The sequence below is a fragment of the Pseudomonas sp. CCC4.1 genome, from assembly GCF_035019225.1.
In the GTDB taxonomy this organism is placed as follows: Bacteria; Pseudomonadota; Gammaproteobacteria; order Pseudomonadales; family Pseudomonadaceae; genus Aquipseudomonas; species Aquipseudomonas bubulae.
The window spans coordinates 62,807-79,936 of record NZ_JASJWL010000018.1 but is presented as its reverse complement, the minus strand read 5'-3'; the positions used below and the strand labels follow the sequence as shown (position 1 = coordinate 79,936).

At 60.0% G+C, this 17,130-nt stretch carries 15 protein-coding genes; 10 read left to right on the top strand and 5 right to left on the bottom strand.

Annotated features, from left to right (window positions below):
* Window positions 1–312 precede the first annotated feature (312 nt).
* A complete protein-coding gene (locus tag QN377_RS10090) occupies window positions 313–522 on the top strand; it encodes a DUF2788 domain-containing protein (RefSeq protein WP_016779292.1) in 210 nt (69 codons plus the stop codon).
* On the opposite strand, the gene QN377_RS10085 is transcribed toward QN377_RS10090, so the two are convergent.
* The 4 genes from QN377_RS10085 to QN377_RS10070 all read right to left on the bottom strand — a co-directional run bounded on the left by QN377_RS10085 (window position 517) and on the right by QN377_RS10070 (window position 7,025).
* Window positions 517–1,083 carry a pseudouridine synthase gene (locus QN377_RS10085; RefSeq protein ID WP_176464972.1) on the bottom strand — a complete coding sequence of 189 codons (567 nt, stop codon included), beginning with the start codon at window positions 1,081–1,083 and terminating at the stop codon, window positions 517–519. The genes QN377_RS10090 and QN377_RS10085 overlap by 6 nt on opposite strands.
* Before the next feature lie 136 nt (window positions 1,084–1,219).
* The gene (amn, locus tag QN377_RS10080; RefSeq protein WP_153327098.1) at window positions 1,220–2,692 is read right to left on the bottom strand and encodes an AMP nucleosidase; all 1,473 of its coding nucleotides are present in this window, start codon (window positions 2,690–2,692) and stop codon (window positions 1,220–1,222) included.
* A 230-nt stretch (window positions 2,693–2,922) separates the two neighbouring features.
* Window positions 2,923–4,572: an acyl-CoA dehydrogenase family protein gene (locus QN377_RS10075; protein WP_322213672.1), complete on the bottom strand. Its 1,650-nt coding sequence runs from the start codon at window positions 4,570–4,572 to the stop codon at window positions 2,923–2,925.
* Window positions 4,573–4,646: 74 nt separating this feature from the next.
* Window positions 4,647–7,025, bottom strand: a complete 2,379-nt coding sequence (locus QN377_RS10070; protein ID WP_094999412.1) for a hybrid sensor histidine kinase/response regulator — start codon at window positions 7,023–7,025, stop codon at window positions 4,647–4,649.
* A gap of 285 nt (window positions 7,026–7,310) precedes the next feature.
* Here QN377_RS10070 and QN377_RS10065 point away from each other — a divergent pair, with 285 nt between their 5' ends.
* The 4 genes from QN377_RS10065 (at window position 7,311) to QN377_RS10050 (ending at window position 10,836) form a co-directional block, all read left to right on the top strand.
* Window positions 7,311–8,108: a hydroxymethylpyrimidine/phosphomethylpyrimidine kinase gene (locus tag QN377_RS10065; RefSeq protein ID WP_094999413.1), complete on the top strand. Its 798-nt coding sequence runs from the start codon at window positions 7,311–7,313 to the stop codon at window positions 8,106–8,108.
* 17 nt (window positions 8,109–8,125) lie between these two features.
* Window positions 8,126–8,749: a thiamine phosphate synthase gene (gene thiE / locus QN377_RS10060; RefSeq protein WP_094999414.1), complete on the top strand. Its 624-nt coding sequence runs from the start codon at window positions 8,126–8,128 to the stop codon at window positions 8,747–8,749.
* 31 nt (window positions 8,750–8,780) lie between these two features.
* A complete protein-coding gene (gene hemL / locus QN377_RS10055) occupies window positions 8,781–10,064 on the top strand; it encodes a glutamate-1-semialdehyde 2,1-aminomutase (RefSeq protein WP_095019041.1) in 1,284 nt (427 codons plus the stop codon).
* Between the two features lie 223 nt (window positions 10,065–10,287).
* Window positions 10,288–10,836, top strand: a complete 549-nt coding sequence (locus QN377_RS10050) for a tetratricopeptide repeat protein (protein WP_094999416.1) — start codon at window positions 10,288–10,290, stop codon at window positions 10,834–10,836.
* Here the strand turns inward: QN377_RS10050 and QN377_RS10045 are convergent.
* The gene (locus QN377_RS10045; protein WP_323567623.1) at window positions 10,822–11,064 is read right to left on the bottom strand and encodes a hypothetical protein; all 243 of its coding nucleotides are present in this window, start codon (window positions 11,062–11,064) and stop codon (window positions 10,822–10,824) included. The two genes, QN377_RS10050 and QN377_RS10045, sit on opposite strands and share 15 nt — an antisense overlap.
* 571 nt (window positions 11,065–11,635) lie before the next feature.
* Between QN377_RS10045 and QN377_RS10040 the strand changes: the two genes are divergently transcribed.
* The 5 genes from QN377_RS10040 (at window position 11,636) to QN377_RS10020 (ending at window position 17,099) form a co-directional block, all read left to right on the top strand.
* Window positions 11,636–13,690: an FAD-dependent oxidoreductase gene (locus QN377_RS10040; RefSeq protein WP_133143811.1), complete on the top strand. Its 2,055-nt coding sequence runs from the start codon at window positions 11,636–11,638 to the stop codon at window positions 13,688–13,690.
* A gap of 86 nt (window positions 13,691–13,776) precedes the next feature.
* Window positions 13,777–14,574, top strand: a complete 798-nt coding sequence (locus QN377_RS10035; protein ID WP_094999418.1) for a transporter substrate-binding domain-containing protein — start codon at window positions 13,777–13,779, stop codon at window positions 14,572–14,574.
* Window positions 14,571–15,263 (top strand): ABC transporter permease, encoded by a 693-nt coding sequence (locus QN377_RS10030; protein ID WP_095019043.1) that lies wholly within the window; start codon window positions 14,571–14,573, stop codon window positions 15,261–15,263. Before QN377_RS10035 ends, QN377_RS10030 begins: the two co-directional genes overlap by 4 nt.
* Entirely contained in the window at window positions 15,260–15,970 is a 711-nt protein-coding gene (locus QN377_RS10025; RefSeq protein WP_094999420.1) for an ABC transporter permease, read from the top strand. Before QN377_RS10030 ends, QN377_RS10025 begins: the two co-directional genes overlap by 4 nt.
* Before the next feature lie 10 nt (window positions 15,971–15,980).
* Window positions 15,981–17,099: a succinylglutamate desuccinylase/aspartoacylase family protein gene (locus QN377_RS10020; protein ID WP_095023451.1), complete on the top strand. Its 1,119-nt coding sequence runs from the start codon at window positions 15,981–15,983 to the stop codon at window positions 17,097–17,099.
* The last annotated feature ends 31 nt before the right edge of the window (window positions 17,100–17,130 follow it).

The following is a 17,130-nucleotide window of genomic DNA, read 5'->3' as shown; positions in this document are numbered from 1 at the left end:
AGATGTGTATAAGAGACAGGCTCGCGAACGACCTTCGCGAGCAGGCTCGCTCTCACAGTTGCAGTGTTCCTGCAGCTGCCGAGGAACGAAGGCTGCGTTCGGCTGCGAAGCAGTCGTAAAATCAGCACACGCGATTCTTCAGTTGTAACGCGCACTCTGATCTTGCGATTGCTTCACAATCGAACGCAGCTTCGTGCCTTCAGCAACTGCTACGGGTATAGCGACATCCTCTCACTACCCAGATCAATATCCCCCCGCTCCCCTGGCGTATACTCCTACGGCTTTTTCCCACGATGTCGCCGGAGAATACCGATGGATCCTGCCGTACTTGAAGAATGGATGATGACGATTCTGGTCAGCGTGCTGATCATTTTCATGGCCTTTATCGTCTGGGATCTGGCGAAAAAGTCCAAAGCTGGACGCTTCGGCTCCATGATCCTGTTTTTCGTCCTCGGCCTGGGCGTTGCCGCGTTTATCATCAAAAGCGTGGTCATCGGCCTGATCGAATCCGGAGCCCTATAGCCGCGCCGGAACTTCCCGGTACTGCCCCTGCTCCAGCCCTTCAATGCTCCAGTCACCAATGCGTACCCGCACCAGGCGCAAGGTCGGCAAGCCCACTGCCGCGGTCATGCGCCGCACCTGACGGTTGCGACCTTCACGGATCACCAGTTCCAGCCAGGCGGTCGGGATACTTTTGCGAAAGCGTACCGGCGGGTTGCGCGGCCATAGCTGCGGCTCGTCCAGGGCACGCGCTTCGGCAGGCAGGGTCTTGCCGTCATTGAGTTCAACGCCATCACGCAGCTGCTGCAGTTGCTCCGGCGTGGGCTCGCCTTCAACTTGAACCCAGTAGGTCTTGGGTAATTTGTGCTTGGGGTCGGCTATCCGCGCCTGCAACTGGCCATCATTGGTCAACAGCAGTAAACCTTCACTGTCCCTGTCCAGTCGCCCGGCCGGGTAGATGCCCGGAATCGGGATAAAGTCCTTGAGCGTGGCGCGCCCGCCTTCGTCGCTGAACTGGGTCAGCACATCGAAGGGTTTATTGAACAGGTACAGCTTGGGATCAGACGGTGGCGCTTTGGCCACGCGGCGATTGGCAGCTGGCGCGGTGAGGCTTTTCGAGGCCGGGCGGCGTGGGGCGGGACGAGACATGACAAAAAAGGCTATCTAGCGATCAGGGCTGGCAATGCTAGTCCCCCGATCGCTAAATGACCATCACCGATCAACGGAACGGCGGTTCATCAAAGCTGCGCAGCTTGCGCGAATGCAGGGAGTTGAGCTGGCTGCGCATCAAGTCCACGGCAGCAATGCCGATTTTCAAATGCTGGCTGACCGCGCGCTCATAGAAGGCATTGGCCGAACCTGGCAGTTTGATTTCACTGTGCAGCGGTTTGTCCGACACACACAACAGCGTGCCATACGGGACGCGCAAGCGATAACCCTGGGCAGCAATGGTGCCGCTTTCCATGTCCACGGCAACAGCACGGGACAGGTTGATCAGCGGACGTTCCTGAGCCCAGCGCAGCTCCCAGTTGCGATCGTCATAGGTCAGTACGGTGCCGGTACGCAGGCGTTTTTTCAGCTCATCGCCGCGCTCACCGGTAACCTGTGCGGCAGCCTCCTGCAGCGCCAGCTGGACTTCAGCCAGGGCCGGAATCGGAATGTTCGGCGGCACGACCCGATCAAGAATGCCGTCACGACGCATGTAGGCGTGGGCCAACACATAATCGCCAATGGTCTGCGACTGGCGCAGACCGCCGCAGTGACCAATCATCAGCCAGCAATGCGGACGCAGCACGGCCAGGTGGTCGGTGATGTTTTTCGCATTGGACGGGCCGACGCCAATATTGACCAGCGTCACGCCATGACCATCACTGGCCTGCAAGTGATACGCCGGCATCTGGTAGCGATGCCACACCACCCCCGCCGCGATGGCCTGGGCCTCGCCGTAGTCCATCGATTTTTCGATGATCACATTGCCCGGCATCACCATGCGCACAAAGCGCGGGTTGTCGCGCAATTGCTCAAGGCCATGGAGGATGAACTGGTCAACATAGCGATGGTAGTTGGTCAGCAGAATCCACGGCTGCACATGGCGCCAGTCGCTGCCGGTGTAGTGCACCAGGCGGCGCAGGGAGAAGTCGACCCGCGCGGCGTCGAACAGCGCCAGGGGCAACGGATCGGTGTTTTCCCAGTCGTACAGGCCATCGGCGATGCCGTCGGTGGCAGCAGACAGGTCGGTGCTCGGAAACACCCGCGCCAGCGCAGCAGCGGTAACGCCGGAGCCGGCCAGTTCATCACCTTGCTCGACCACATAAGGGTAAGGAATATTTTGCTCACTGACGCCGACTTCTACTTCAACGGTGAAGTCGCGCATCAAGGGCACCAGCTGTTCCAGCAGGTAATTACGGAAAGAGGCGGGATGGGTGACGGTCACACTGTAGGTGCCCGGTAACTGGACCTTGGCATAAGCACGGGTGGTGGTCGGCACTTCACCGTTGATACGGTAGGTCAAACGCAGTTCGGGGTAGCGAAACAGCGCGCGTTCTTGCGCAGAGGGTTCAACCCGATCCTTGAGATAACGCTTGAGTGCCTGGCTCAAGGCCGTGGTTGCGCGCTCGTGCAAGGCAGCAAGCCGGTCAACGGCCTCTTCAGCGGTGGAAACGACAATAAAAGCTTCGGTCACGATAAGCATCCTGTCTTCTGAACGGGCAGGCCTTTATCTTGCCTGTGTCGATGGCTAAAGGCAGCTACAAAATTGCCTGCCGAAGATTTCCTGTGGCTGCTGGGGATAAACAGAATATCGGCTGCCTCACGCAAATCCGTGTGGGAGCGGGCTTGCCCGCGATGGCATCGACCGGGTCTGGCAGATAAAACCCGTCGTCTGCATCGCAGGCAAGCCAGCTCCCACAGGGTTGGGGATATTCAGGCAACCTGCGGGGTAGCGCGGGCAACGATGGCTGCCACATTCAAACCCCGTGGCAATGTACCGTAAACCCGGCCGCTGCCCTGTAACCGGCTGGCGATAAAGGCGTCGCTGACATCACTGTTACCAGCCTCAAGTAGCAGTTTTGCCTGTAGGCCAAGGGCGATGTCTTCTGTCAGTTGGCGAGCGCGATACTGGATATCGTCAGTGTCGTTGAGCGCCGCCTTAAGCTGCACAATGTGCTGCCCCAGGCGCACATCGCCATGCCCGTCGCCCAACTCGGCAAACAGCGCATCGAGCACGCCCGGCTCTTTGGACAAGGCTCGCAACACGTCCAGGCACTGCACATTACCCGACCCTTCCCACGTCGAATTGACCGGAGCCTCGCGATACAGGCGCGGCAGGATGCTGTCTTCGACATAACCTGCGCCCCCCATGCATTCGGCCGCTTCGTTGATCATGGCTGGAGCCCGCTTGCAGATCCAGTACTTGCCCACCGCTGTCACCAACCGGGAAAACCTGGCCTCATGCAGGTCATCCGGATTGTCCAGCGCCCGCCCCATGCGCAGGCTCAGGGCCAGTGCTGCCTCGCTTTCCAGCGCCAGGTCAGCCAATACGTTCTGCATCAGTGGCTGGTCTGCCAACACCCGACCGCCCACCAGTCGATGGGCGCAATGATGGCTGGCCTGGGTCAGCGCCTGACGCATCAAGGCACTGGAGCCGACCATGCAGTCGAACCGGGTCATGGCGACCATTTCAATAATGGTCGGCACGCCACGACCTTCTTCGCCGATCATCCAGGCCAATGCCCCACGAAACTCAACTTCACTGGAGGCGTTGGAGCTATTGCCCAGTTTGTTCTTCAGACGCTGAATATAGAATTCGTTGCGGCTGCCATCCGGGCGATGGCGCGGCAGCAAAAAGCAGCTCAGGCCTTTTTCGGTTTGGGCCAGGGTCAGAAAGCCGTCACACATGGGTGCCGAGCAGAACCATTTGTGCCCCAGCAGTTCATAGGCCTGCCCCGGCCCTTTGGCCCCTACGGGGTAAGCCCGCGTGGTATTGGCACGCACATCGGTGCCGCCCTGTTTTTCAGTCATGGCCATGCCCAGGGTCACGCCGGCCTTTTGGCTGATATCGACATTACGCGGGTCATATTCAGTGGCCAGCACTTTGGGCAGCCAGATGGCAGCCAGGTCCGGTTGCAGACGCAAGGCCGGCACGCTGGCGAAGGTCATGGTCAAGGGGCAGCCGCTGCCCGCTTCGGCCTGGCTGTGCAGGTAGGTCATGGATGCGCGGGCCACATGGGCACCGGGTTGCGGGTGGGCCCAGGGCAAGGACGGCAAACCATGCTCAATCGCCGTGCGCATCAGTTCGTGGTAAGCCGGGTGAAACTCCACCAGATCAATCCGATGCCCGAAACGGTCATGACTGACAAACTGCGGTTTGTTTTCATTGGCCAGAAAACCCGCAGCCATCAGCGGGCCGCCCGCCAGAGCACCGTACTCGTCAATCCGCGCCTGCGCCCATCCCGCGCCGAAATGCTGGCTCCAATACTGCAACGGCAGGTCAATGCGGTACAGGTTCACGCCGTCCAGAGACGGCGGCTGATTGGTCACCTGATGGGTTTCTGCGTATTGATGCAAGTTCATTGCGCGGGCTCCTTGGGATCGTACCAATGAGCCAGTGAAGCACGCATCTGCGGCTAAACAAGGGGCATAAACGCCTAAAACTCGGCGTTTTTATCGTTATTGTCGATCAGCAGGCGTTGCGCCAAGGTCTGTTGCAAGTCCTCAAAACGCAGCGGTTTCAGCAGATAATCAGTGATCCCGTCGACCTGCTCGCGGGCTTGCTGCGCCTGGGCTTGCGACTCGAACAGCGCCAGCACGGGCAACTGCGCACAGGCGGCCAATGTCAGCAGCTGGCTGCCCATCGACGTAGCACAGACCTGGGCCAACGGGCACGCCAGCAGCACCGCATCGACCCGCTCGCGGCGCAACGCTTCTATGGCCGCCTGCCCCGTGTCAACGCCGAGCACGCGATAACCCAGTTTGAGCAACATGGCGCGCACTACCACAGGGTTTTCCGGGCCTTCTACCAGCAAGACCACACACTCCCCGGGCGCCCTCAGCTGCAACGCCGAATGAGTCGTGTGCGGCTGGGTTTGCACCGAGGGTTCGAGTTCCAGCAATAGCTGGAACTGTGAGCCTTGCCCCGGCTGGGAATGGTGGGTCAGGCGCCCGCCGAGCAGTTCCACAAGGCGCCGGCAAATCGCCAGGCCGATACCCAGGCCGCCATATTCACGGGTCATGGAGCCATCAACCTGAAAGAAGTGCTGATAAAGTTCGGCCTCTTCCTGGTGAACAAAACCAATGCCGCTGTCGATTACATTGAACGCCAGCGCCCAGCGCCCGGTCTCTGCGGGTTTACCGGTAACACGCAAAATCACCCCGCCCTCACGGGTGAACTTGATCGCGTTATCCAGCAGGCACTCCATGCACTGGCGAATTTTATCCGCATCACCTACCCATTGATCCGGCAGATTGCGGCCCACTTCGTACGAAAACTCCAGCCCTTTACTGCGTGCCGCCGGCCTGAACTGATCGCTCAGCCCCTGCAGCAGTTCATTCAGGCTGAAGGGCCGGGGTTGCGCGACCAGTCGTCCGGCCTGCAGTTCGGTCAGGGTCAGGATGCCATTGACCATGTGCATCATTTCTCGTGCTGAACCTTGCGCAGTCTTGGTGTACTGCTCCAGCTCAGGGCTCATGTCCAGGGTTTTGATCAATTCCAGAGAGCCAATGACACCGTTCATGGGCGTGCGCAATTCATGGGTAACGGTTGCCAGAAACTCGTCTTTGAGCTGGTTGGTACGGGCCAGTTGCTGGTTCATGGCGGCCAGTTTCTGTCCCGATTCCTGCAGCGTACGCGCCTGCAGGTCACGCATGGCGTTGATCCGGTCGGCAAGCGCCAGCGACAGCAGCCCCACCTCGATTGCCGAACCTATCTGGCTGGCGTACATGGTCAGGAAAACGTTCGGCAGGTAACCCAGCACCATCAGCGTATTGACCAGCCCCCCGAGCAGGAAGGCCGACCAGGCGATCACAAAATAACGCGCGACCCGCAGGCCTCGTACCCATGCCACCACACCAGCGGTAAAAATGGTGACAATAAACGCCAGCGCCAGGCCGGTGGCCAGGCGCAACGACACGGCATAGCTGGTGGTCAGCGCGAGCACCATCACCAGAGCACCCACGCCCATCAGCAACATCAGTGCCCGGTCAAGCCAGCGGCTGTGGGAGGCGGTGTGCAAGAAGGAGCGAGCGAACTGGCAACCAAAAAACGCCGATGCACCAATCAGGAACGGGGTGGAGGCATTGGCCCACCACGGGCTGTCAGGCCAGAAGTACTGCACTGCCGCACCGTTGACCGACAGCTGGTAAAGGCCGAACGAGGCAATATAAAAGATGTAGTAGAGGTAGCTGGTGTCACGCACGCTGAGGTAAATAAACAGGTTGTAGACCAGCATCCCCAGCAACACGCCATAAATCAGGCCCAGGATGTAAATCCGCACGGGCTGCTCTTCAAGATAGGCCTGGGCCGACCATAGCGTCAGCGGCGCCTGAACCGAACCCTGACTGGCCAGACGCAGGTACACCGTCTGGCTTTGCCCCGGGCTGAAGTTGAGCTCAAACAGGTAGTTGTTTTCTTTGATCTGACGACTGTCGAAGGGCAGTGCATCCCCCGTTCGTTCGGCCAGCCGGTAATTGCCCGCGGCGTCTGCCAGGTAAAGCTCGATGGAATCAAGCGGCGGGTATGCCAGCTCCAGCAGCCAGGTGCGATGCACCTGCGGGTCTTGTGGCTGGTAGTGCAAATCCACTTTGATCCAGAAGGCCGAGTGCGAGTAGCCCTTGTTCAGCGTGTCTTTGGTATGGGGCTCGAACAGTTCGCCGTGTGCGGTGACATCTGCCAGAGTCGCTTCGCCGCCCGCGTCTTCGAACACCTGCATCACGCGGCCCAAGGGCAGGCTTTGTGTGGATTCGTCAAAAGCGACTGCGCTGGCCAGCATCGGTAGCCAGCCCAACAACATCATCAGCAAATAGCGCATACAGCCCCAACGTAGCTCACTCGAAGACGCGGGCAACCCCATATTCCCTTTGAGATCGCGTCGACCGAATGACCGGTTAATAATTTGAAGGCACTTTAACATAGCCATTAATGGCACATACACACCATCTAACAATTCATCACAAAGGCTCTAGTACGGGCATTACAGAGCTAAACAAGCGCTGAGACCGAAGATTCTTAAGGCCAGGCAACGGCTTACAAACTTCCGCTAACCTGACACCGAGCAAGCGCCCGTAAAAACTGTTTGGTGGTAAGCTCGCGCACCATGAATATCTACAGTTCTCGCCCCGTTGTCCTCTGTCTCTCCGGCCATGACCCCAGTGGTGGTGCCGGCTTGCAGGCAGATATCGAAGCCCTGCTGGCTCAAGGCTGTCACGCCGCCCCGGTAGTGACCGCCCTGACTGTGCAGAACACTGTCAATGTCCGCGACTTCCGCGTGCTGGATCGCGAGTGGGTACTGGCGCAAGCCGATGCCGTGCTCGGCGACTCCACCGTTGCGGCGGTCAAGCTGGGCATGCTCGGTTCACTGGAGATGGTCGATACCGTAGTCGAACTGCTTCAGGCCAATCCGCATCTGCCGATGGTCTGTGACCCGGTGCTGCGTGCAGGCGGTGGCGGACGACTGGGCAAGGACGAAGTGGGTTACGCCATGCGCGAACGCCTGCTCCCCCTGGCCACCATTGCCACCCCCAACCTTCCCGAAGCCCGCATCCTGGCCGAACTGCCCGATGGCAGCGCCGATGAGTGCGCTGAAAAACTCCTGCCATTTTGTCGGCACCTGCTGATCACCGGCGGTCACGGTGATGAGCACGAAGTGCATAACCGCCTGTACAGCCGCGACGGCAGCCGCCACACCTTTACCTGCCATCGCTTGCCGGGCAGTTACCACGGCTCGGGTTGCACCCTGGCCAGCACGTTGGCCGGGCGCCTGGCCATCGGTGAAGAACTGGTCAGCGCCGTGCAAACCGCGCTCAATTACACATGGCGCACCCTGCGTGATGCAGAGCAACTGGGGCAAGGGCAATTTGTACCGCGCCGCTTGCCGCTGGATTTTTGCTCGTAACCAATGAGGCTCACCCCATGACGCTTCGCGGCCTGTATGCAATCACTGATAGCCAGTTGCTAGCTGGCAAACTGCTGCCCTATGTGGAGGCGGCCCTCGATGGCGGCCTGACCCTGTTGCAGTATCGCGACAAAAGCACTGACGACGCCCGCCGACTGCGCGAGGCCGAAGCCTTGCGCGGGTTGTGCGAACGCTACAAGGCACACCTGATCATCAACGATGATGGCGAGCTGGCCGCCCGCCTGGGTGTCGGCGTGCACCTGGGGCAGACCGACGGCCCGCTGACCCCTGCCCGCGCCCTGCTGGGGCCACAGGCAATTATCGGTTCGACCTGCCACAGCCAGGTCGAACTGGCCGAGCAAGCCGCCAAAGAAGGTGCGAGTTATGTCGCCTTTGGCCGCTTTTTCAATTCCAGCACCAAACCCGGGGCGCCAACCGCTACCCTTGAGACCCTGGACCAGGCCCGCGCCCGCCTCAGCCTGCCGATCTGCGTGATAGGCGGAATTACCCTGGACAATGCCGCGCCGCTGGTGGCCCACGGTGCCGACCTGCTGGCCGTGGTGCATGGCCTGTTTGGCGCCGAAAGCGCCCGGGAAGTCACCCTGCGCGCCAAGGCCTTCAACACCTTGTTGTCTATTTAAATACCGAATCCTGATTCTGAGAGAGCCCACCATGTCTCGTTCCGAAACCCTGTTTGCCAACGCCCAGAAACACATTCCCGGTGGCGTGAACTCGCCAGTGCGTGCCTTCAAAAGCGTGGGCGGCACGCCGTTGTTCTTCAAACACGCCGAAGGCGCCTACGTGACTGACGAGGACGACAAGCGTTATGTCGATTACGTCGGCTCGTGGGGCCCGATGATTCTTGGGCACAGCCACCCTGACGTGCTGGACGCAGTACGTGCGCAACTGGAGCACGGCCTGTCGTACGGCGCCCCGACCGCCATGGAAACCGAAATGGCCGATCTGGTGTGCTCCATCGTACCGTCAATGGAAATGGTGCGCATGGTCAGCTCCGGCACTGAAGCGACCATGAGCGCGATCCGTCTGGCCCGTGGCTTCACTGGCCGCGACAATATCCTCAAGTTTGAAGGCTGCTACCACGGTCACTCCGACAGCCTGCTGGTAAAAGCCGGTTCCGGCCTGCTGACCCAGGGCGTGCCAAGCTCGGCTGGCGTGCCGGCAGATTTCGCCAAGCACACCCTGACCACCGAGTTCAACAATATCGACGCGGTTGCACAGCTGCTGAGCGAAGTCGGCGACACCGTGGCCTGCATCATCGTCGAACCGGTTGCCGGCAACATGAACTGCGTGCCGCCTGCGCCAGGCTTCCTTGAAGGTCTGCGCAGCCTGTGCGACCAGCACGGCGTGGTTCTGATCTTTGACGAAGTGATGACCGGCTTCCGCGTCGCCCTCGGCGGTGCCCAAGCCCACTACGGCGTGACTCCGGACCTGAGTACCTTCGGCAAGATCATCGGTGGCGGCATGCCCGTCGGCTGCTTTGGCGGCAAACGCGAGATCATGCAGCACATCGCGCCGCTGGGCCCGGTTTACCAGGCGGGCACCCTGTCCGGCAACCCGCTGGCCATGGCCGCCGGCCTGACCACTTTGCGCCTGATCAGCCGCCCGGGCTTCCACGCCGAGCTGAGCGATTACACCACCCGCCTGCTCGATGGCCTGCAACAGCGCGCCGACGCGGCCGGCATCCCCTTCGTGACCACACAGGCCGGCGGTATGTTTGGCCTGTACTTCAGCGGCGCCGATGACATTGTCACCTTTGACGACGTCATGGCCAGCGATGCCGACCTGTTCAAGCGCTTCTTCCATTTGATGCTCGAAGGAGGCGTATACCTGGCACCCAGCGCCTTCGAAGCCGGTTTCACCTCGATCGCCCACGGCGAAGCCGAGTTGCAACTGACCCTGGACGCCGCAGAACGCGCATTTGCTGCACTGAAATAATCCAAGAAACGGCAAGGGCGAGCGCCCTTGCCGTTTTTTTATGCCAGTAATGAGCAGATCTTTTAGCCCACCCGTCCATAATCGTCTTAAATCAATGGATATCGCGCTCAGGCAGCAGAAAAACGAGTAAAGACTTTGTAAGGTTGCCTCTGCTTATTTCATAATGCGCGCCTATACATCCCATGATCGGGTTAACCCGTCATCCAGAGGTACGTCGATTCCCATGAACCGCACCGGCCGCGCCCTTGCACTGGGCTGCCTGTTGCTCCTACAGCCGTTGCTTGCCCAGGCAGGCGGTAACTCGTTGTTGATCCCAGCGATGGGTCGCTGCACCCTCAATACTCAGCCTGAGGACCTCGCCGAGGCGCTTGCAGCCTGTGAAGAGGCGGCCAAAGCCGGGGATGCAGAAGCCGAATACGAGTTGGGCGAGTTCTATTACGACGGTAAAAACACCCCGCAAGACTTCAACAAGGCGCTGAGCTACTTCGAAAAAGCCTCGCTGCAAGGCCACGCCATGGCCCAGTTCCAGCTCGGCACCATGTTTTTCAAAGGCGAAGGCGTGCCGGCCAACAACATTCAGGCCTATATCGTGCTGAAAATGGCTGCGGTCAACGGCGCCGAAGACGCCCTGGACACCGCCGACATGGTGGCCGAGCAAATGCCGCGCGACCAGCTCGAAACGGCTACCCAGATACTCGGACAGATCTTCCGCAAGTATTTGCAGGAGCTGCAATCTACCGACGCCCGCTCGCCGTTTTCACCATTGCCCTGATTTCAAACCCTTGCTGGTTTGCTGGCGACAACGTGCCTGTGCCGGATACGGCTTTTCCTGGATGTCATCCGGATGTTCAGCGATTAAATTACCCGTCGCCCCCAATGACATTGAAAGCATCACGGCCACTACAGACAAAATCGCCAGCACATACGAAATCAACGCCAGGTCACTCGCGTGCTTGTGAGCCACCAAAGTCCGCAAGAATGTTATTCCGTAATAGTGCATGACTCGACTGATGGTGAGTGGCACTAATAGAGCGACGCATGAATTTTTCATAGCGCATCACTTAACCCTGCACCGAAAACATTTTTACCCAACTCAACTTAATGCTGCGCCTGCACAACCTCAAACGCTACGTGAAGACCAACCTCGCCTTATGCATTATGCACACGGGGTGATTCATGGGCTGAGCGCTGCAGCTTGAAGCTGTTAAATATATATCTAGGTAATTATTCTTACGCTAAATAGAGATTAACCTTACTTAAGCTTAAGCTAATTTGATTACGTTGTTTTTACCCATGATTATTATGCCCATCATTGTTCAAATCCCTGTTTTAGAGCCTTGAGCAGAATATGATAATAGGCCGCGACCCTCGATTTAACGGGTTTGACCCGTTACAAGAAACAACTCATGATTTCCTCTCGCTGCCCACGGTCTTGCGCTGCGCAGTAGCTATTGGCGTGTCATCACGCAGTTCACTCTTTAAACGTGGCAATAGTGTGTTCATTTGATTGACGCGCTGTTCTTTGTTTTTGTATCAAATGCGTCGATCTTTTTGGGCACGGGGGAATACCTGTGCGTGATCCGAGATATGACATTTTGTTTGAGCCGGTCCAGATAGGGCCCGTGCGTACGCGCAATCGTTTTTACCAGGTACCGCACTGTAATGGCATGGGGCATGTACATCCTTCGGCTATGGCACGTATGCGCGCAATAAAGGCCGAGGGCGGGTGGGGTGTTGTCTGCACGGAAGAGTGCGAAATCAGCCCCTTGAGCGAATTCTCGCCTTATATCGAAGCACGCCTGTGGGACAAGCGCGACATACCGGCGCTGGCCCGCATGTGTGACGCGGTTCACCGGCACGGTAGCCTGGCGGGTGTGGAACTGGCCTTCAATGGCTATTCCGCGCCCAATCGCACCAGCCGCGAAATCCCCTGGGCCCCCTCCAATACCCCCGTGCGCGGCTACGACCCGGTGCAGGCCCGCGCCATGAGCCGCGCCGACATCAAGCAACTGCGCGAGCTGCACAGGGCTGCGGCCTTGCGTGCCCGTGATGCAGGGTTTGACATCATTTATGTATACGCTGGCCATGATCTGGGCTTGCCGTTCCACTTTCTGACGCAACGCAACAATCGCCGCACGGATGAATATGGCGGAGCGCTGTTCAATCGTGTGCGCCTGCTGCGCGAGTTGATAGAAGACACCCGGGATGCCGTCGGTGACCGCTGCGCCGTTGCCGTGCGCCTGGCCGTTGACGAGCAGCAGGGCTGCGCCGGCCTGACCCGGGACAGCGAAGGCGTCGAAGTGTTTTCCATGCTGGCCGAGCTGCCGGACCTTTGGGATATAAACGTTGCCGACTGGGCCAATGACAGCGTGACCTCGCGGTTTGCCCCAGAGGGTTATCAGGAGGCATTCCTCACCGGGCTCAAGGCCTTGACCAGCAAGCCGGTGGTGGGTGTAGGACGTTTCACCTCGCCCGATACCATGGCCTCGCTGGTGCGCCGCGGGGTGTTGGACCTGATCGGCGCGGCCCGCCCTTCTATAGCCGATCCTTTCCTGCCCAACAAAATAGACCAGGGGCGCACCGACGAAATTCGCGAGTGCATCGGCTGCAATGTTTGCGTCAGCGGCGATCACACCAGCACGCCAATGCGCTGCACACAAAATCCGACTATGGGCGAGGAATGGCGACGCGGCTGGCATCCGGAGCAGGTTCCGGTCCGGCGTGCCGAGGGGCGAGCGCTGGTAATCGGCGCAGGCCCTGCCGGTCTTGAGTGTGCCCGGGTACTCGGCGCTCGCGGCCTGGAAGTGATGCTGGCTGAAGCCACTCGCACCCTGGGCGGACGCGTGGCCAGCGAGTCCCGGCTACCGGGGCTGGCGAGCTGGTCGCGGGTGGTCGATTACAGGGTGGATGCCTTGAGCCGTCTGGGCAATGTCGAGATCTACCGTGAAAGCCGCCTTGAAGTGCAGGACGTTCTCGACATTGAAGCCAGCCACGTGTTTGTCGCCACCGGTTCGCGTTGGCGCAACGATGGCCTGGGCCGTGTGTTGCGCCAGCCTCTCCCTGGGCTGGAAAACCTGCCCGTATTCACGCCGGATGATGTGATGGCAGGCGCTGTGCTGCCTTCGCCCGTGGTGGTGTTCGACGATGACCACTACTACATGGGCAGCGTACTGGCCGAGAGCCTGATTGCCCGGGGAGTCGAGGTGCTGTATGTCACCCCGGCCGCAGATGTTGCCCCCTGGACCCACAATACCCTTGAACAGCACCGGATCCAGCGCCGCTTGCTGGAACTGGATGTCACCATCATCACCTCCCATACGCTGTGCAGCCTCACGCCGTACGGTGTACAGGCAGCGTGCACCTACACCGGGCGCCCGCGTTTCATTCCTGCCGCAGGGGTGCTGCTGGTGACCTCCCGCGAGCCTGAGCAGGGTCTGTTCGACGCCCTGCAGGCCGAGCCCCGGGGTGTGCAGCAGGTGATCCAGATCGGTGATTGCCTGGCTCCGGGCACAATTGCTGCCGCGGTGTACTCCGGGCATCGCTTTGCCCGGGAGTTCGACGCCCCCCCCGGGTTGCTTCGCATGCGCCGGGAGTTGGTGGCGCTGGAAGACTGGCCAGCGCCTTGAGTTCTTTCTTGAGTGGTCAACCTGTCGCCCGACGGGTAATAGCGACCCGACGGGCGGTTATTACAACAACAATAAGGAATCAACCCATGAAAAAGATACTGTGGATGCTGGCACTGCTGGTGGTGGCCGTGCTGGCGTGTGTCGTAGTCATTGCCCCGGCGCTGGCCAAGGATTACCAAGTCATACGTTTTGGCACCGACCCGACCTACCCGCCCTTTGCCTCGAAAAGTGCCGACGGTTCACTGGTGGGCTTTGAAATTGACCTGGGCAACGCCCTGTGCGAGCGCGTGCAGGCGAGCTGCAAGTGGGTCGAAATCGATTTTGACGGCATGATCCCCAGCCTCAATGCTCGCAAGATCGACGGCATTCTGGCCACTATGGCGGTGACGGCGGCGCGGCAAAGGGTCATTGATTTCTCGTCCGAGGTGATGACCACGCCCAATGCGCTGGTGTTCAAAAAAGGCGCTGGCCTGGATGCCAGCCTGCAGGCGGTAAAAGGCAAAGCCATCGGCTACCTGCAGGGCAGCACCCAGGAGGTCTATGCCAAGGCGGTGCTGGCCAAGGCCGGGGCGAAACTCGTGGCATACCCGGATCAGGATCGGGCCTACGCTGATCTGCAAGTCGGGCGACTGGACGCGGCCCTCCAGGATCTGGTTCAAGCCGAGCTGGGCTTTTTGCGCTCTCCCCAGGGTGCTGCCTTTGAGGCCGGCAAGGCGATTGAAAGCGACCTGATGCCGGGCACCAGCGCCATTGGCATCCTCAAGGGCAATCAAGCACTCAAGGCTCTGCTCGATAAAGGCCTCGCCCAACTGCATGCCGATGGCACCTACGCACGGCTGCAAAAGCAGTATTTCGGGGATCTTGTTCTGTACAGCAATAAATGAGCGGCCTTCAGGTTTACGCGCCATTGCTGGCACTGGGCACCTGGATGACGATCAAGCTGGCGCTGATATCACTGCTGCTGAGCCTGTTTCTGGGGCTGCTGGGCGCAGGAGCCAAGCTATCCACAAGCCGTGCGGCGCGATGGATGGCCCGGCTTTACACCACCCTGATCCGCGGCGTGCCCGACCTTGTGCTGATGCTGCTGATCTTCTACGGCCTGCAAACCTGGCTCGGCCAACTCACGGACAGGCTGGGCTGGGCCTATATAGAGATAGATGCCTTCACTGCCGGGGTGATGACCCTGGGCTTTATCTACGGCGCTTACTTCACCGAAACCTTGCGCGGCGCCATTCTCGCAGTGCCCTTTGGGCAGATTGAGGCTGCCAGGGCCTACGGCCTGAGCCCGATGCAGTGTTTTTGTCGTGTGCTGTTCCCGCAGATGATGCGCTTTGCGCTGCCGGGGTTGGGCAACAACTGGCTGGTGCTGCTCAAGGCAACCTCGCTGGTGTCGATCATCGGCCTGGCCGAGCTGGTAAAGGCAGCCAGCGACGCGGGAAAAAGCAGTTTTCAACTGTTTAACTTCCTGGTGCTGGCGGCAGTGATCTACCTGCTGATAGCCGTTGCCTCCAACAGCGTATTGCACAGGCTTGAGCGGCGCTTCGCCGTGGGGTTCGAGCGGGGTGCGCGATGATCGAAGTATTGCTGTCGTATTGGCAGCCTTTTTTGTATAGCGATGGCCAGCAGATCAGCGGTCTGGCCATGACCTTGTGGCTGACCACTGCTTCCATCGGCATGGGTTTTGTACTCTCGATCCCGCTGGCCATTGCCCGGGTTTCTGAAAACCGCTGGGTGCGCTGGCCGGTGCATGGCTTTACTTACCTGTTTCGCGGCACGCCGCTGTATATCCAGCTGTTGATCTGCTACTCGGGCATCTACAGCCTTGCCGCCGTTCAGTCGCAGCCGTTGCTGGGCGCATTTTTTCGCGATGCCATCAACTGCACCCTGCTGGCCTTCACCCTCAATACGTGCGCCTACACCACGGAAATCTTCGCCGGTGCGATCCGTTCAATCGCCCGGGGGGAGGTACAAGCTGCCCGGGCGTATGGCTTCAATGGCTGGAAGCTCTACCGTCGCGTCGTCATGCCCCAGGCACTGCGCCGCGCCTTGCCGGTTTACAGCAACGAAGTGATCCTGTTGCTGCACTCCACCACCCTGGCCTTCACCGCCACGGTCCCTGACATTCTCAAAGTCGCCCGGGATGCCAACGCGGCCACCCTTCAGACCTTCCCTTCGTTTGTCATCGCTGCCGGGCTGTACCTTATCGCCACCTTTGCCCTGGTGGGCCTGTTTCGCCTGGCCGAGCGGCGCTGGCTGGCATTTCTCGGCCCGCGCCGATAGGAGAACCCCCATGCACCACCAACGTCATGATGTGCTGGCCGCCGTACCGGGCACCTGTCGGCAAATCCATAGTTTTCATTACGGACCAGCGCCAGAGCACGGGAAAATCTATATCCAGGCGTCGCTGCACGCGGACGAGCTGCCGGGCATGCTGGTGATCTGGCATCTCAAGCAGCGCATGCTGGAACTCGAGCAGGCCGGCCTGTTGCGCAAGCACATAGTGCTGGTGCCCGTGGCCAACCCGGCGGGGCTGGAGCAGGTGCTGATGGACGTGCCCCAGGGGCGTTTTGATAACGAAAGCCGACAGAATTTCAACCGCTTCTTTGTGGATGTCAGTCAGGAGGTGGGCGATAGTGTCGAGGGCCAGTTGACCCAGGATCCAGAGCACAATACGCAACTGATCCGCTCGGCCTTGCGCCGTGTCCTGGTCGCCACGCAGCCGCTGACCCACGTGCAGGCCCTGCGTCAGACCCTGCAGACCCTGGCGTGCGATGCCGATATGGTCCTGGACCTGCACTGCGACTTCGAAGCCGTGCAGCACCTGTACCTGGCCCCGGCCTTCTGGCCGCAGGTAGAGCCCCTGGCCCGTTACCTGGGGGCCCGAGCCTGCTTTATGGCCACCGAGTCGGGCGGGCAGTCCTTCGATGAATGGTTCACCCTGTTCTGGGCGCAGATGCAAGCGCGCTTTGCGCCACGTTTCCCCCTGGCGTGCTGCAGCTTTGCCGTGACCGTTGAGCTGCGAGGGGTGGCGGATGTGACCCACGAACTGGCGCGTGACGATAGCCAGGCGCTGATCGACTACTTGATCCATGCGGGTGCAGTCGAAGGGCAGCCAAAAGCACTTCCGGCATTGCTCAACCCGCCGACCCCGCTAGCGGGCGTCGAGCCGTTGAACAGCCCCACGGGGGGTTTGCTGGTGTTTTATGCGCAAGTGGGTGACTACCTGCAGGCGGGGGCTGTGGTGGCAGACATCATTGACCCCATCACGGACCGTATTACTCCAGTGGTCTGTCAACGCGAAGGCTTGCTCTATGTCCGCTCATTGCGGCGCATGGCGACTGCGGGAATGACCATTGCCCATGTCGCCGGGGCGCAGGCGTATCGACAAGGGGACTTGCTGTCGCCATGAAGGGATTGCGAGCGCGGGAAGGGAAAGAAAA